At 38.0% G+C, this 14,638-nt stretch carries 11 protein-coding genes and 1 tRNA gene; 9 read left to right on the top strand and 3 right to left on the bottom strand.

Features of this window, described 5'->3' with window-relative positions; all coding sequences use genetic code 11:
- Positions 1 to 136: 136 nt before the first annotated feature.
- Positions 137 to 2,587 (top strand): helix-turn-helix domain-containing protein, encoded by a 2,451-nt coding sequence (locus tag ACFSQP_RS00005; protein ID WP_376890849.1) that lies wholly within the window; start codon positions 137 to 139, stop codon positions 2,585 to 2,587.
- Between the two features lie 55 nt (positions 2,588 to 2,642).
- Here the strand turns inward: ACFSQP_RS00005 and ACFSQP_RS00010 are convergent, their stop codons facing one another.
- A complete protein-coding gene (locus tag ACFSQP_RS00010; RefSeq protein WP_376890850.1) occupies positions 2,643 to 3,785 on the bottom strand; it encodes an acyl-CoA dehydrogenase in 1,143 nt (380 codons plus the stop codon).
- Between the two features lie 92 nt (positions 3,786 to 3,877).
- Here ACFSQP_RS00010 and ACFSQP_RS00015 point away from each other — a divergent pair, with 92 nt between their 5' ends.
- From ACFSQP_RS00015 to ACFSQP_RS00050, 8 genes are all read left to right on the top strand, one after another.
- Positions 3,878 to 4,942: an anhydro-N-acetylmuramic acid kinase gene (locus ACFSQP_RS00015; protein WP_376890852.1), complete on the top strand. Its 1,065-nt coding sequence runs from the start codon at positions 3,878 to 3,880 to the stop codon at positions 4,940 to 4,942.
- Between the two features lie 80 nt (positions 4,943 to 5,022).
- Complete coding sequence (locus ACFSQP_RS00020; protein ID WP_376890854.1) at positions 5,023 to 6,249, top strand: Glu/Leu/Phe/Val dehydrogenase dimerization domain-containing protein; 1,227 nt, start codon at positions 5,023 to 5,025, stop codon at positions 6,247 to 6,249.
- Between the two features lie 13 nt (positions 6,250 to 6,262).
- On the top strand, positions 6,263 to 7,657 hold the full coding sequence (nhaD, locus tag ACFSQP_RS00025; RefSeq protein WP_376890856.1) for a sodium:proton antiporter NhaD: 1,395 nt from the start codon (positions 6,263 to 6,265) through the stop codon (positions 7,655 to 7,657).
- Positions 7,658 to 7,708: 51 nt separating this feature from the next.
- Positions 7,709 to 8,419, top strand: coding sequence for a MotA/TolQ/ExbB proton channel family protein (locus ACFSQP_RS00030; protein ID WP_376890858.1), 711 nt, complete (start codon positions 7,709 to 7,711; stop codon positions 8,417 to 8,419).
- A gap of 1 nt (position 8,420) precedes the next feature.
- The gene (locus ACFSQP_RS00035) at positions 8,421 to 8,813 is read left to right on the top strand and encodes an ExbD/TolR family protein (RefSeq protein ID WP_376890860.1); all 393 of its coding nucleotides are present in this window, start codon (positions 8,421 to 8,423) and stop codon (positions 8,811 to 8,813) included.
- A gap of 19 nt (positions 8,814 to 8,832) precedes the next feature.
- A complete protein-coding gene (locus ACFSQP_RS00040) occupies positions 8,833 to 9,726 on the top strand; it encodes an energy transducer TonB (protein WP_376890862.1) in 894 nt (297 codons plus the stop codon).
- A 140-nt stretch (positions 9,727 to 9,866) separates the two neighbouring features.
- Positions 9,867 to 11,084, top strand: a complete 1,218-nt coding sequence (locus ACFSQP_RS00045) for a bifunctional folylpolyglutamate synthase/dihydrofolate synthase (RefSeq protein ID WP_376890864.1) — start codon at positions 9,867 to 9,869, stop codon at positions 11,082 to 11,084.
- A gap of 64 nt (positions 11,085 to 11,148) precedes the next feature.
- Positions 11,149 to 11,223, top strand: a tRNA-Val gene (locus ACFSQP_RS00050).
- 357 nt (positions 11,224 to 11,580) lie between these two features.
- On the opposite strand, the gene ACFSQP_RS00055 is transcribed toward ACFSQP_RS00050, so the two are convergent.
- Positions 11,581 to 12,870: a UDP-N-acetylmuramoyl-tripeptide--D-alanyl-D-alanine ligase gene (locus ACFSQP_RS00055; RefSeq protein WP_376890866.1), complete on the bottom strand. Its 1,290-nt coding sequence runs from the start codon at positions 12,868 to 12,870 to the stop codon at positions 11,581 to 11,583.
- 66 nt (positions 12,871 to 12,936) lie between these two features.
- Positions 12,937 to 14,619, bottom strand: a complete 1,683-nt coding sequence (gene gldJ / locus ACFSQP_RS00060; RefSeq protein ID WP_376890868.1) for a gliding motility lipoprotein GldJ — start codon at positions 14,617 to 14,619, stop codon at positions 12,937 to 12,939.
- Between the last annotated feature and the right edge of the window lie 19 nt (positions 14,620 to 14,638).

Here is a 14,638-nt window from a genome sequence, read left to right on the forward strand (position 1 = left end):
TAGTTAAGCCCGTTTGCGCCGATGGTACTGCATCTCGTGGGAGAGTAGGTCGCCGCCTTTTTTAAAATCCCGATTCAAATTACGAATCGGGATTTTTTTTTGTTTATAATTCTTTGGTTGTATATTGTGGGTTTAATTGGCAGACGTAGTGGACAATGTAGAACTTGATTTAGCATGGCAGTATGTAACTGAAACAAATAAATTGGTTTTTGTTACTGGAAAAGCGGGTACGGGAAAAACAACGTTCCTTCATAAGCTAAAAAACAACACCCTAAAAAGAACGGTGGTTGTAGCGCCAACCGGCGTGGCTGCTATTAATGCGAAAGGTGTTACTATCCATTCATTTTTTCAATTGCCTTTTGGACCAATTGTTCCAAACAACCATAATCAGTCTTCTCATAGTTTCAATAGAAAATTTGGTAAAACTAAAATCAATATTATTAAATCCATGGATTTATTAATTATTGATGAAATAAGTATGGTACGGGCCGATTTATTAGATGGTATAGATGCCACGTTAAGAAGATTTCGAAATAAACAAAAAATATTTGGTGGCGTACAGGTGGTTATGATTGGCGACTTGCAGCAACTTGCACCAGTGATGAAGGAGCAGGAGTGGGAGGTACTAAAAACGTACTATCGTAATGGCTATTTTTTTAGCAGTCGGGCGTATCAAGAGGCCAATCCTGTGGTTATAGAACTGAAGCATATATACAGGCAAAAGGACCCAAATTTTATCAAGGTATTAAACGAAATTAGAACCAATACATTGTCTGAAGAAAGCGCTTCAATCTTAAATAAGCGCTACAAGCCCGATTTTGTACCTGCTACAAACGATGGTTTTATTCAATTAGCCACGCATAATAAACTAGCCAAACTTACTAATAGTAAAGAATTGGATAGTTTGAATGGTGAGGAGCACATTTATAATGCTGAAATAACGGGAAAATTTCCGGAACATGCTTATCCTAATGCCTTGGCCTTACGTTTAAAGGTTGGAGCACAGGTTATGTTTATTAAAAATGATAGTGCTACAGACAAACGCTTTTTTAATGGTAAAATTGGAAAAGTTATGGCATTGGACGAATCGGAGGTAGTAGTGCGTTGTCCAGACGACGATTTTAATATTATTACCAAAGCCGAAACATGGGATAATATAACCTATTCTGTTAACAAGGAAACCAAAGCTATTGAAGAAACAAAATTGGGTTCTTTTACACAAATACCCTTGCGCTTGGCCTGGGCTATCACCATTCATAAGAGTCAGGGTTTAACCTTTGAAAAGGCTATTATAGATGTAGAAGGCGCCTTTGCGCATGGGCAAACCTATGTAGCATTAAGTCGTTGTAAGTCCTTGGCTGGTTTAGTTTTGAAAAGTAAAATAACGCCTAACCAAATTATAAATGATAGTCAGGTGGTAGATTTCAATGAATCTGCTTATAAGAATCAACCGGATGCCGATACATTAATGGCTGCACAGCGCGAGTTTCAACTTGATTTAATTTCAGAGATATTTAATTTTTATCATTTTCTATACCCAGTAAATCGGATTTTAGATGCTTATTACAAACATAAAGCTAGTATAGCTGGAAACCTAGAAGCACCCATGGGCGAAATTAAAGAGCGTGTTACTAATTTACTAAAGGTAAGTAATCGGTTTTCGCTACAATTACGGCAGGATTTTGATGCTGCCACATTACCAGAAGTAAATAGTAAATTACAAGAACGCTTTGTTAAAGGAATAGCGTATTACAAAACGGAGTTAGATTCATTTATTAAACCAGCAGTAACAGCGTTTAATTTTACTACAGATAATAAAACTATAGAAACGGAATTACTAAAACATTTGCACAGTCTGGAGCTGTTGTTGGAAATTAAATATATTTATTTTGGTGGGCTTTCCAATGGTTTTAAAACAAAAACATATTTGGACTTGCGTGCCAAAGCTGTTTTTATGAAGGCAGAAAAGCCTAAAAAGTTAAAGGCCATGGTTGTTGATGGCACCATTAACGTTGAATTGTTTGAATTACTCCGAGTTTTAAGGAATGACATAGCGCAAGATAACGATCTTGTGCATTATCAAATATTCACACAAAAAGCCTTGTATGCTATTTGCGAAACTTTACCCACATCAAAACAAGCGTTATTGGCTATTCCTGGAATGGGTAAAGTACGTGTAGAAAAATATGGTGCAGCAATTTTAGAGGTAGTAAGAGAATTTTGTCGAGAAAACGATATAAGCTTTTCTGACAAGCAAACAACTGATGATTTAGAGCATTCTGCTACTTTAAAAAAGGAAAAAATAGACACGAAAACACAATCATTAAATTTATATAAATCTGGTAAAACCATTGCAGAAATTGCCGCTATTAGAGCGTTAAACGAGAACACTATTTTTGGGCATTTGGCCTCTTTTATTTCAGCTGGATTGGTGAAGCCAACCGATTTAATATCTGAAACACACTTAAAGGAATTACAAGAACTTATTCCAAAGCATCCATTTGAAAATTTATCGGATTTAAAACATCAATTGGATGATAAGTTTTCTTATGGCGAAATTAGACTCGTTTTAGAATTGCTTCAATAAAAAATCCCAATACAGAAACGTATTGGGATTTCGTTATTTAGATAGATTATTCACATTATTCTTTTAAAACACTTCTAGATATTACTATTTTCTGTATTTCAGAAGTACCTTCATAAATTTGTGTAATTTTTGCATCGCGCATTAGGCGCTCTACATGATATTCTTTTACAAAGCCGTTACCGCCGTGTACTTGCACAGCCTCAACTGTGGTATCCATGGCCACTTTACTGGCGTATAACTTGGCCATTGCACTGGACATGTCGTAATTATTTCCATTGTCTTTATCCCAGGCCGCTTTCATTACAAGCATGCGTGCCGCTTCAATTTCGGTAGCCATATCGGCAATTTTGAAAGCAATGGCTTGGTGGTTGCAAATTTCTGTACCAAAAGCCTTGCGTTCTTTGGAGTATTTTTTAGATAATTCGTAGGCGCCGGATGCTATTCCTAGCGCTTGAGCCGCTATTCCAATTCTACCGCCGGATAGGGTTTTCATGGCAAATTTAAAACCAAAACCATCTTCACCAATTCTATTTTCTTTTGGCACCTTCACATCGTTAAACTGCAAGGTGTGGGTATCGCTTCCGCGTATTCCTAACTTATCTTCTTTAGGACCAATGTGGAACCCTTCCATGCCTTTTTCAACAATAAACGCATTAATACCACGATGTCCTTTGTCTTTATCTGTTTGTGCAATTACTAAATACACATCCGATCTGCCGCCACTGGTAATCCAGTTTTTCGTGCCGTTCAAGACGTAATGGTCGCCCATGTCTATAGCAGTAGTTTTCTGCGATGTAGCGTCGCTACCTGCTTCAGGTTCGCTTAAACAAAAGGCACCAACAAACTCACCAGTAGCTAGTTTGGTTAAATATTTTTCTTTTTGAGCCTCTGTACCATACGCTTCCAATCCATAGCATACCAAGGAGTTGTTAACAGAAACAATAACGGAAGCCGAAGCATCAATTTTCGATAATTCCTCCATTATAAGCACATAAGATATCGTGTCCATGCCACTGCCACCATATTTTGGGTCTACCATAATACCCATAAAACCAAGCTCACCCATTTTCCTTACAAGTTCCTGTGGAAATTCTTGTTTGTTGTCACGTTCTATAACGCCTGGTAATAATTCTGTTTGTGCAAAATCGCGTGCTGCGTCGCGAATCATCATATGCTCTTCTGAAAGATTGAAATCCATAATAGTATAAAGTTATCGTATTGCTTTAATTATCTTGCAAAGATAATGTTTTAGCGTCATTTTTTCAATTATGATTGCTATTTTTACCTACTATGAATAAAACGACTTATTACGTATTAGGTGTCATGTCTGGTACATCTCTGGATGGTGTGGATTTAGCCTATATTAAATTCACCCACCATGCAGGTTGGGAGTACCAGTTTTTGCAATGCCAAACCATACCCTATAATGTTTTTTGGAAGGCTGAATTAAAGACTTTAATTCATACCAATAAGGCCGCTATGGATGCTTTAAATAGTGCCTACACTTTGTATTTAGCCGAACTCATAAATACCTTTATTAACAAAAATAGAATTACCAATATAGATTTTATTAGTTCTCATGGACACACGGCTTGGCACCAACCAGATAGCGGTGTTACCTTACAAATTGGCAACAAACCAGATTTGGCACGTATTACTGGGCATGTTGTTGTTTGTGATTTTAGAGTACAAGATGTTGCTTTAGGCGGTCAGGGAGCACCTTTAGTTCCTATTGGCGATTTACTGCTTTTTCCAGATTTCGATTACTGCTTAAACTTGGGTGGTTTTGCAAATTTATCTACCAACTACAAGGGGTCTCGAATTGCTTTCGATGTTTGCCCCGTAAACATTGTTTTAAACCATTATGTGGGGCGTTTGGGTTTCGATTTTGATACGGATGGGCAAGTGGCCGCATCGGGAGTGGTTTGTGAAACCTTGCTTGAAGAATTAAACAATTTAGCATACTACAAACATGCACATCCAAAGTCTTTAGGACTGGAATGGGTACAACAGGTGGTGCTGCCGCTCATAGATAGTTTTCAGTTAAGCACACCAGATGTTTTAAGGACTTTTGTAGCACATGTGGCAGCACAAATAGCACAAGTTATTAAAACAGGTAGCGTACTGGTAACAGGCGGTGGTGCGTATAACTCTTTTTTAACGGCGTGTTTAAAAAAACAAACAGCTGCCAAAATTGTTGTGCCCAATACCGATGTTATAGAATACAAAGAAGCACTAATTTTTGCCTTTTTAGGCGTGTTACGCGTGCGGAATGAAGTAAATTGTTTGGCTAGTGTAACTGGTGCAAAACACGACCATTCTTCAGGAATAATTTATAGCCATGAAAATTACTGAAAAACTAATTGTTACCAAGTTTTAGTTTATATATTTGCCGTAATTTAAGAATTTGATTCCACAATATTAATTTTTATAGAATGAAACAACTACTCCAAAAGTATGAAAACAAACAACCAGAGATAATATTCCATTGGAAGGATTCAGAAACTGAAGCCGAAGGCTGGACTGTAATTAGCTCGCTACGCGGCGGCGCTGCTGGTGGTGGTACCAGAATGCGTAAAGGTTTAGATGTTAATGAAGTGCTATCTTTGGCTAAAACTATGGAAGTAAAATTTACCGTTTCCGGACCTGCCATTGGTGGTGCTAAATCTGGTATTAATTTTGACCCTAAAGATCCCCGTAAAAAAGGGGTTTTGGAGCGTTGGTTTAAGGCAGTGTCGCCTTTGTTAAAAAGTTACTATGGCACCGGTGGCGATTTAAATGTGGATGAGAGTCATGAAGTAATTCCCATGACGGAGCAAACAGGATTATGGCACCCGCAAGAAGGTGTTTTTGAAGGGCATTTTAAACCAAGTCCTGGCGATAAAATAAACAGAATTGGCCAATTGCGCCATGGCGTTATTAAGGTTATTGAAAGCGCTACCTATTCGCCTAGTGTAGCCAGAAAATATTCGGTTGCCGACATGATTACCGGTTTTGGTGTTGCCGAAGCGGTGTTGCATTATTACAATATTTTTGGTGGCAACCTAAAAGACAAGCGTGTTATTGTACAAGGTTTTGGGAATGTAGGAGCAGCAGCTGCTTTTTATATTTCTAAAATGGGTGCTAAAGTAGTTGGTATTATAGACATCGTTGGTGGTGTTATTAAAGAAGACGGTTTTTCGTTTCAAGAAATAACCGAATTATATCTAAATAAAGAGGGTAACACTTTGGGCGGAACAGAATTAATTCCTTTTGAAGAAATGAACGCTAAAATTTGGGATTTAAAAGCTGAAATTTTCTTGCCTTGTGCTGCGTCACGTTTAATTACAAAAAACCAGGTAGATACCATGATAGCAAATGGTCTGGAAGTTGTGTCCTGTGGCGCTAATGTACCTTTCGCCGATAAAGAAATTTTCTTTGGTCCCATTATGGAAGCCACGGACGAACGTATTAGCCTAATACCCGATTTTATTTCTAATTGTGGCATGGCGCGGGTATTCGCTTACCTTATGGAAAGCCAAGCAGATATGACCGACGAGGCTATATTTGAAGACACTTCCCGCACTATTAAAAAAGCTTTAGAAAATGTTTACAGTCACAATACGTCTAAAACAAATATAAGTAAAACAGCTTTTGAAATAGCCTTAAAACAACTAGTATAATACCAAGTACATAATGGAAGCTATCATTATTAGTGTTTTTGTTATTGGCTATTTGGCCATAACATTAGAACATAATTTAAAAATAGATAAACTCATACCAGCTTTAGCTATGATGGCCCTTTGTTGGGCCGTTATTGCGTTAGGTGTAAACGATTTTTCGCAATGGTTCGATTCTGCCAAGCATACGCTTATTAGTAATTTAGATCCGCTAAATCATGAGGACCGATTGCATTTAGTGGAGGAAACACTTCTGCACCATTTAGGGAAGACTGCCGAAATTTTGGTGTTTTTGTTGGGAGCCATGACTATTGTAGAAATAATAGATCATTTTGATGGTTTTGCAACTATAAAAAGCTTTATTAAAACAAAAAGTAAAAAACGTATTTTATGGATTTTTGCGTTTTTAGCTTTTTTCTTGTCGGCTATTATCGATAATCTTACAGCAACAATTGTCCTTATTTCAATCCTTCAAAAATTAATAAGTGACAGGAATGTGCGCATATGGTATGCCGGGCTTATTATTATTGCTGCAAATGCAGGTGGTGCTTGGTCGCCAATAGGCGATGTGACTACCACCATGTTGTGGATAGGTAAAAAGGTTACTTCAGGCCATTTGTTTGTGTATCTTTTTATACCATCGCTACTGTGTATGCTATTACCTGTTTTTATTGCTTCTTTTTTACCTGCTTTCAAAGGTGAAATTTCGAATACATCGGTTAGAAAAGAAAAAGAACAAAATAGCGATAGCGCCAAAATGCTTTATTTAGGTTTGGCAGGTATTGTTTCAGTGCCGGTGTTTAAAACGGTTACACATTTGCCCCCTTATGTGGGTATGATGTTGGCATTAGCCACGGTAGCCATTTTTGCAGAATTTTATAGCAACAGGAAGTTTGTTCTTTCTTTCAACGGTGCAACGCCTATTAGTCGAGAAAGTTATCAGAGTCCCGTTCATCAAGCGCTTTCCAGAATAGAGTTACCGAGTATTCTATTTTTTCTAGGTATTTTAATGGCTGTTGCGGCATTGGAATCGCTTGGTATTCTGTTTGGTTTTGCATCGACACTACAAAATAGTATGCCTATGTTAGGCACCGAGTTAAACCATACGGGTGTATCGGATTTGGTGGTGTTATTAATGGGTGTGGGTTCTGCTGTTATAGATAACGTACCGTTGGTTGCTGCTAGTTTGGGCATGTTTTCAGAGCCTATGGATAATGAATTATGGCACTTTATCGCCTATGCAGCAGGAACTGGTGGCAGTATGTTAATAATAGGGTCGGCTGCTGGTGTAGTAGCCATGGGAATGGAAAAAATTAGTTTCTTCTGGTATTTAAAAAATATGGGTTGGCTGGCATTAATTGGCTTTCTGGTAGGTGCCGTGGCCTTTATGTTTACGCGCACAATTTTTTAATATAATTTTGTTCCCAATTTAACGTTACATAATAAAAAGTTTTCAAAACACATGAAATATACAGAATTACAAAATATACAGGATGTTCAAGAGGGTGCCGAAATACTATCGGATACAGAGTCGGTAGAGAAAACTCTCTCTATTATAGAACTTATAAGTAGTGGTGGGCTTGCGGGTCAGTTAATTATTGCCATACTTTTCTTACTGTTAATTTTTGCCTGCTATATCTATTTTGAACGCTTGTTCGCCATAAAAGCCGCCTCTCAAATAGATGCTAATTTTATGAATCAAATTAAAGATCATGTTAGTAACGGCAGAATAGAAGCCGCACAGTTACTGTGTGCCCAAGTAAATTCACCAGTATCGCGCCTTATTAATAAAGGAATCTCTAGAATAGGCAAGCCGTTGGAAGATATAAATACGGCCATCGAAAATGCGGGAAGACTAGAAATATACGGATTAGAAAAAAATGTGAGTATTCTGGCTACCATCTCTGGAGCTGCACCCATGATAGGTTTTTTAGGAACTGTTGTAGGTATGATATTAGCCATTTTTGAGTTAGCCAATGCCGGAGGCACGATTCAAATGGATGTTCTAGCCAGCGGTTTGTATACCGCCATGACAACCACTGTGGCAGGCCTTATTGTAGGTATTGTAGCTTATATTACCTACAACCATTTAGTAGTTAAAACCAACAAAGTAGTTTACCAAATGGAAGCCAATTCATTAGAATTTTTAGATCATTTAAACGAGCCTATTTAATATGAATATTCGAGGCAGAAATAAGGTAACACCAGAGTTCAATATGTCGTCCATGACAGATATTGTTTTCTTGCTACTCATATTCTTTATGATAGCCTCTACCTTGGTAACCACAAACGCTATAGATATACTACTTCCAAATGCCGACGGAAAGACCGAAAATAAAAAATCGGTTGCGGTAAGTATTACCAAAGATTTAAGATACTATATAGACGATGCTTTGGTGGCAGAAAGCATGTTAGAAGGCGAACTTTTAAACGCGCTTACGGCGCAGGACAAACCTACAGTTGTATTACGTGCCGAAAAGTCGGTACCTGTGGATTACGTTGTAAAGGTTATGGATATTGCAAATAGAAACCGTATTAAGGTTATTCTTGCTGTAAAACCAAAATAAAATTGCAATCCGGATTTACATGAAATATTTAGAAACCAAACACGAACGAAATTCAGCAAAAATAACGGCGCTTATTGTGCTTATTTTGTTGTTATTAATGTTTGTGGTTGGACCACCTTACATGGATCCGCCTGTGGAATATGGTGTTGCTGTTAATTTTGGGAATTCGGATGTAGGTAGTGGCAATATTCAGCCTAAAGAACCAGTTAAATCCGAGCCTAAAAATAATGACCAGCCATTAGACCCACCAACACAGCAAACACCTGTAGCGCAAGCGGCAGCACCAGAGGAATCTAGTAAAGCAGAAGCGGTTGTTACACAAAATACAGAGGAGGCGCTTGCCATAAAAAAGAAAGAGGAAGCTGCAATTAAACAAAAGGTATTGGCTGAAGCAAAAGCAAAAGCGCAAGCAGAGGCCGAAGCAAAAGCTAAAGCCGAAGCTGAGCAAAAAGCAAAAGAGCAAGCAGAAAAAGAGGCCAAAAAGAAGAAGTTAGATGCTTTAATTGGAGGTGTAAGCAAATCTGATGGAAAAACAACCGGCGGTGAAGGCAACGATACACAGGCAGGAGACAAAGGTCAGCTAGATGGCGATCCGTATGCTCCAAGCTATTTTGGCGAGCCAGGATCGGGAAGTGGTGGCGTTGGATATGGGCTAAATGGACGCGGTGAGGCTACTTTTCAAAAACAAAAGCAAACATGTAACGAATCTGGGTTGGTAATTGTTAGGATTGAAGTAGACCGTTCTGGAAATGTAGTAGTAGCTATACCTGGCGTTAAAGGCACCACTAATACCGCGCCATGCTTACTGGAACCAGCGAAAAAAATTGCGTTATCGCACAAATGGCGCCCCGATAGCAATGCACCAGTAAGGCAGGTTGGTTTTGTTAAAGTAAACTTTACCCTAGGCCAATAAAATTTATTATTTAAATGGGTGCCGTCAATTAGTTTTTGTACCGCTGCACGCAAATAAATTTCTTCAAAAGTTTATAGCCATTTTATATCCGTTCAAATATAATACAGGCATCAAGTAGCTAACTAAAATACGTGTTTTGCATGACATATCAAGAAACTTTAAACTGGATGTTTTCCAAATTGCCTATGTACCAGCGGCAAGGAAAATCTGCTTTTAAAGCAGATTTAACTAATTCTATCAATTTTGCCCAACATTTAAATAATCCGCAGCACTTTATTAATACCATCCATGTTGGTGGTACTAACGGAAAAGGGTCTACCAGCAATATGTTAGCTTCCGTACTACAGGAGGCTGGATACCGAGTAGGGTTATTTACTTCGCCACATTTAAAAGACTTTAGGGAACGCATTCGTATTAATGGCATAATGGTAAGCAAGGCATATGTTATGTCGTTTATAGCTCAAAATAAAGCTTATTTAAATGCCAGTGGTTTATCTTTTTTTGAAATGACTTCCGCTATGGCGTTTGCCTATTTTGCAGAAAGTAAAGTAGATATTGCCATTATCGAGGTGGGTTTAGGAGGCAGACTCGATTCTACAAATATTATAACACCCGAGTTATCGGTTATTACAAATATTGGTTTGGATCATACCCAATTCTTGGGAAATACTTTAGGAAAAATTGCAGTGGAGAAAGCGGGTATCATAAAAGCGCAAGTGCCTGTTGTAATTGGCAAAACACAGCAGGAAACTAAAGATGTTTTTAAAGAGGTGGCGGCCACACTGCAAGCACCAATTTATTTTGCTGACCAAGAAACGCAAGGAGACTTCCAATCGGATTTAAAAGGCGCGTATCAACAAGAGAATATACAAACAGCCTTGTGTGCAATTCAAGTTTTAAAAACAAAAAATTGGAAACTTTCAAACAAAGCAATTAGAAACGGTTTGAATAACGTCTCAAAAAATACCGGATTTCAGGGTAGATGGCAGGTTTTAAAGCAAAATCCTTTAATTATTTGCGACACCGGGCATAATAAAGAAGGTTTAGCATTAACCATGAATCAATTACTTAATTTACCACACACGGCAATTCATATGGTATTTGGTGTGGTTAATGACAAAGATTTAGAAACTATTTTCCCACTATTACCTAAAAAAGCACAGTATTATTTTTGTAAACCAGATGTGCCTCGTGGGTTGGATGCCGAACGCTTACAAGCAAGTTTTATTCAAAATGGTTTTCAAGGAACGAGGTATAAAAGTGTAAATGAAGCCTTTATGGCAGCTAAAAAAGAAGCCATGGAAACCGACATTATTTTTATTGGCGGCAGTACTTTTGTTGTGGCAGAAATAATTTAATTTTTTTTTTAAAAAAAGCTTTGGAATTTCAAAAAGTCGACTATCTTTGCAATCGAATTACGAAGGGCGATTAGCTCAGTTGGTTCAGAGCACCTCGTTTACACCGAGGGGGTCGGGGGTTCGAATCCCTCATCGCCCACAAAAAGGTCCGTTTTTAACGGGCCTTTTTTATTTGTATTAATGCCTGGTTTTTATATTTGAAAAATGCCGTTTCTAAATTAGTAATTTAGGCAAACAGGAGGGAAGTTTCATTAAGGAATTAGGGTAAATATGTTCCCTAGGAAAACAGGATAATTTAAAAGCTGTTTTTTGCTTCAAAGTATTGTGCAAGGGAGTGTCACCCTGCTTCAGCTAATTTAGCCACACTATAATCGTTTTAAAGTATTAGGTATCCACTTTAAACTTTTAAATTTACACGGCGAAGTTTTAAATTACCGGTATCTTTTTGGAGCAACAACTAGCAGTCGCATTTTGTGCATTTCTAGTAAAGATTATTTTACTGTGCTATTAAATCCAATACACGCTCTAAAGCCATTCCTCTCGATCCTTTTATTAAGGTTAAACCACCCATTAAGGCTTGTGGTTTAAAATTAGTTTTAAAGTCGTTAAACGTTTTATAGCGCTCTATTTTCGCATGGGTAGTTTTGGTTTGAAAGAAATGACTACCAATTAAAATAATTTGGTCTATGGGCAACGATACAGCCAGGCTACTAATAGCGTCATGTTCTTCTTCAGATGCGGAGCCAAGTTCAAACATATCGCCCAAAATAGCTGTTTTAGGCGTTTCTTTTTGTAGTGCAAAATGATGCAATGCTGCTGCCATACTGGAAGGATTGGCGTTGTAGGCGTCTAAAATTAATGTTGTTTTTTCACGCGATATAATTTGCGAGCGGTTGTTAGTTGGCACATACAATTCTATTGCCTTTTTAATGCTTTTAAACGGAACCTTAAAATAAAGACCTATGCTAATAGCTGCAGCGATATTGTTGAAATTATAAGCACCAATTAAGTGGCTATTAATTACCTGATCTTTAAATTTAACACACACAAACGGATTGGCTTCTAATAAGGTTATGAGTGTGTACTTCTGGTTTTTTTTCGTTCCGAAAGGAATAATACGTGCGGTTTTGGTTTTTGAAACCTGAATGGGGTCGTCTGCATTAATAAATATGTATTTATTATGGGTTATTAGGTAGTCGTACATTTCGCTTTTACCTTTTATAACGCCGTCCACACCGCCAAAGCCTTCTAAATGTGCTTTGCCAAAATTAGTTATGTATCCGTAATCCGGTTGTGCAATGTTACATAAAAAAGCAATTTCTTTCTGGTGGTTGGCGCCCATTTCTACAATACCTATTTCGGTATCTGTGGTCATAGCTAGTAGTGTTAAAGGAACTCCTATGTGGTTATTAAGGTTCCCTTTAGTGGCACTGGTTTTAAACTGTTGCGACAAAACACCGTTTATAAGTTCTTTGGTAGTGGTTTTTCCATTACTTCCAGTTAGTGCTAATATGGGTATTCCAAGATAATGTCGGTGATATGTTGCAAGATTTTGAAGTGTTTCTAAAACAGAATTTACCACGATGGTTTGTTCGTTTACGGCGTATTGCGGATTGTCTATTACAACGTATTTTGCGCCTAATTTTAAAGCTTCAGCAGCGAAACTATTTCCGTCGAAATGGGTGCCTTTTAAAGCAAAAAACATGCTGTTTTTTGAAATGTTCCGCGTATCGGTACAGGCAGCGGAGCAGTTTAAAAAGTATTTGTGTAGTGTGTGTATTTCCATAAAATAAAAGTATAAAAAAAGTCCTGACGGTGGTCAGGACTTTTAAATTATTATTTACGAAACTAATTAGTTTTTACGTTTGTTTTTGTTTTCAGATTTCGAGCCAACACGAGACATGGCGCATCTGAAGCCAATATAATCTGTAGCCATATTTTGTGGGAAATAACGACGCTGCGCTGGATCCAACCAATATTCTCTGTCTTTCCATGAACCGCCTTTGTAAACACGTACCTCGTCGTTTATTAAAGATGTTCGTTTGTCTGAACGGTCGTATTCGCGAATTAAATTACCTAACGAATCTCGTTCCACATTGTGTTTTGGTGAATTGTACATGTTTCTAGTATGAGATTCGCCAGATGCTTCTGTTTCATTAAAACCGTCGCGGTAATCGCGAGAAGAACGTCTATCACCATCTCTAAAGTTTCTGTTGTCGCTGGTATCAAAGTTTGTTCTTAAATAGGTTTCGTTTTCATCCACTGGTACTTGGTGAATTTCACCTGGAAGGTTACGCGCAATTACTTTTCCGTTTGGTAAGGTGTCGAACTTAATTTCATCGCTAGTAACAATACGTACCGTGCCATCTTCGTTTAATTCGTTTTTAGTGTATACATTACCACGGTAGTAGTTAAAATCGTTAAATTCATCATCAACAATTGGTCTGTAAACATCGGCAACCCATTCGGCTACGTTTCCTGCCATGTCATATAATCCAAAATCGTTTGGCTCGTATGATTTTACTTCATTTGTAATATCGGCACCATCGTCGGACCATCCTGCAATACCACCGTAATCACCTTTTCCTTGCTTGAAGTTAGCTAATTGATCGCCACGAACTTTACGCTTTCCTGAACGTGTGTATTGGCCATCCCAAGGGTATTTTTTTCTACCTCTATAAACATTGTAACTTCTTACAGATGTTAAACCTAAAGCGGCATATTCCCACTCGGCTTCAGTTGGAAGTCTGTATTTTGGAGAAATAATTCCTGTTTCGCGTGTGGCATTCACATTAATTGGATCGCCAGCTGCATTTGTTTGCACACGTCTACGCGTGTTTTCTGGATCTGTTAATGCCGTATTACCACCATAAACTTGCGAAGGAGCGTTGATGTATGTGTCTGTATTAAAAGTGGCATCGGCCGAAACTTCAGTTAATTTGGCATCTCTTTGGATGTAACCAGCTTCTTCTAAATTAGCTTCATTAACACGATCCGAACGCCAGTTAGCAAATTCTACTGCTTGAATCCAACTAACCCCAACTACTGGATATTCTCTGTAACCTGGGTGGCGCAGATAGTTTTCGGTTAATACCTCATTGTATCCTAAACGGTTTCTCCAAACTAACGTATCTGGAAGTACACCATCATAAATAGCTTTAAAATTTTCCTCGGAAGGTGGGTAAATACGCTTAATCCAATCTAGGTATTCTAAATACATTAAATTGGTTACCTCCGTTTCGTCCATATAAAACGATTGGACGTGCTGTTGGTTTGGCGTATTGTTCCAATCGTGCATAACATCATCTTGCACTTTACCCATTGTAAACGTGCCACCTTCTACAAACACTAATCCTGGACCAGCCTCTTGTCCTTTAAAGCTTGTGTTGGCTTGAAAACCACCATCTCTGGAGTTAATGTCCCAACCTGTGGCGCGAGAGCTATTGGAACTTGATGATCGTTTACAACCAACAGCTGTAATGGCTACTGCCAAAACTAACAATAATTTTATTGTTAATACATTTTTCATATTCATACGTTTAAGTAAGCTAATT

Origin of the sequence: Bizionia sediminis (assembly GCF_042684585.1) — a bacterium.
Classification (GTDB): Bacteria; Bacteroidota; Bacteroidia; order Flavobacteriales; family Flavobacteriaceae; genus Algorimicrobium; species Algorimicrobium sediminis.

Excerpts from the sequence above, each read along its gene's own strand:
- ACFSQP_RS00010 (WP_376890850.1), bottom strand. The coding sequence starts at position 3,785 with ATGGATTTCAATCTTTCAGAAGAGCATATGATGATTCGCGACGCAGCA.
- ACFSQP_RS00015 (WP_376890852.1), top strand. The coding sequence starts at position 3,878 with ATGAATAAAACGACTTATTACGTATTAGGTGTCATGTCTGGTACATCT.
- ACFSQP_RS00020 (WP_376890854.1), top strand. The coding sequence starts at position 5,023 with ATGAAACAACTACTCCAAAAGTATGAAAACAAACAACCAGAGATAATA.
- nhaD (WP_376890856.1), top strand. The coding sequence starts at position 6,263 with ATGGAAGCTATCATTATTAGTGTTTTTGTTATTGGCTATTTGGCCATA.
- ACFSQP_RS00030 (WP_376890858.1), top strand. The coding sequence starts at position 7,709 with ATGAAATATACAGAATTACAAAATATACAGGATGTTCAAGAGGGTGCC.
- ACFSQP_RS00035 (WP_376890860.1), top strand. The coding sequence starts at position 8,421 with ATGAATATTCGAGGCAGAAATAAGGTAACACCAGAGTTCAATATGTCG.
- ACFSQP_RS00040 (WP_376890862.1), top strand. The coding sequence starts at position 8,833 with ATGAAATATTTAGAAACCAAACACGAACGAAATTCAGCAAAAATAACG.
- ACFSQP_RS00045 (WP_376890864.1), top strand. The coding sequence starts at position 9,867 with ATGACATATCAAGAAACTTTAAACTGGATGTTTTCCAAATTGCCTATG.
- ACFSQP_RS00055 (WP_376890866.1), bottom strand. The coding sequence starts at position 12,870 with ATGGAAATACACACACTACACAAATACTTTTTAAACTGCTCCGCTGCC.
- gldJ (WP_376890868.1), bottom strand. The coding sequence starts at position 14,619 with ATGAATATGAAAAATGTATTAACAATAAAATTATTGTTAGTTTTGGCA.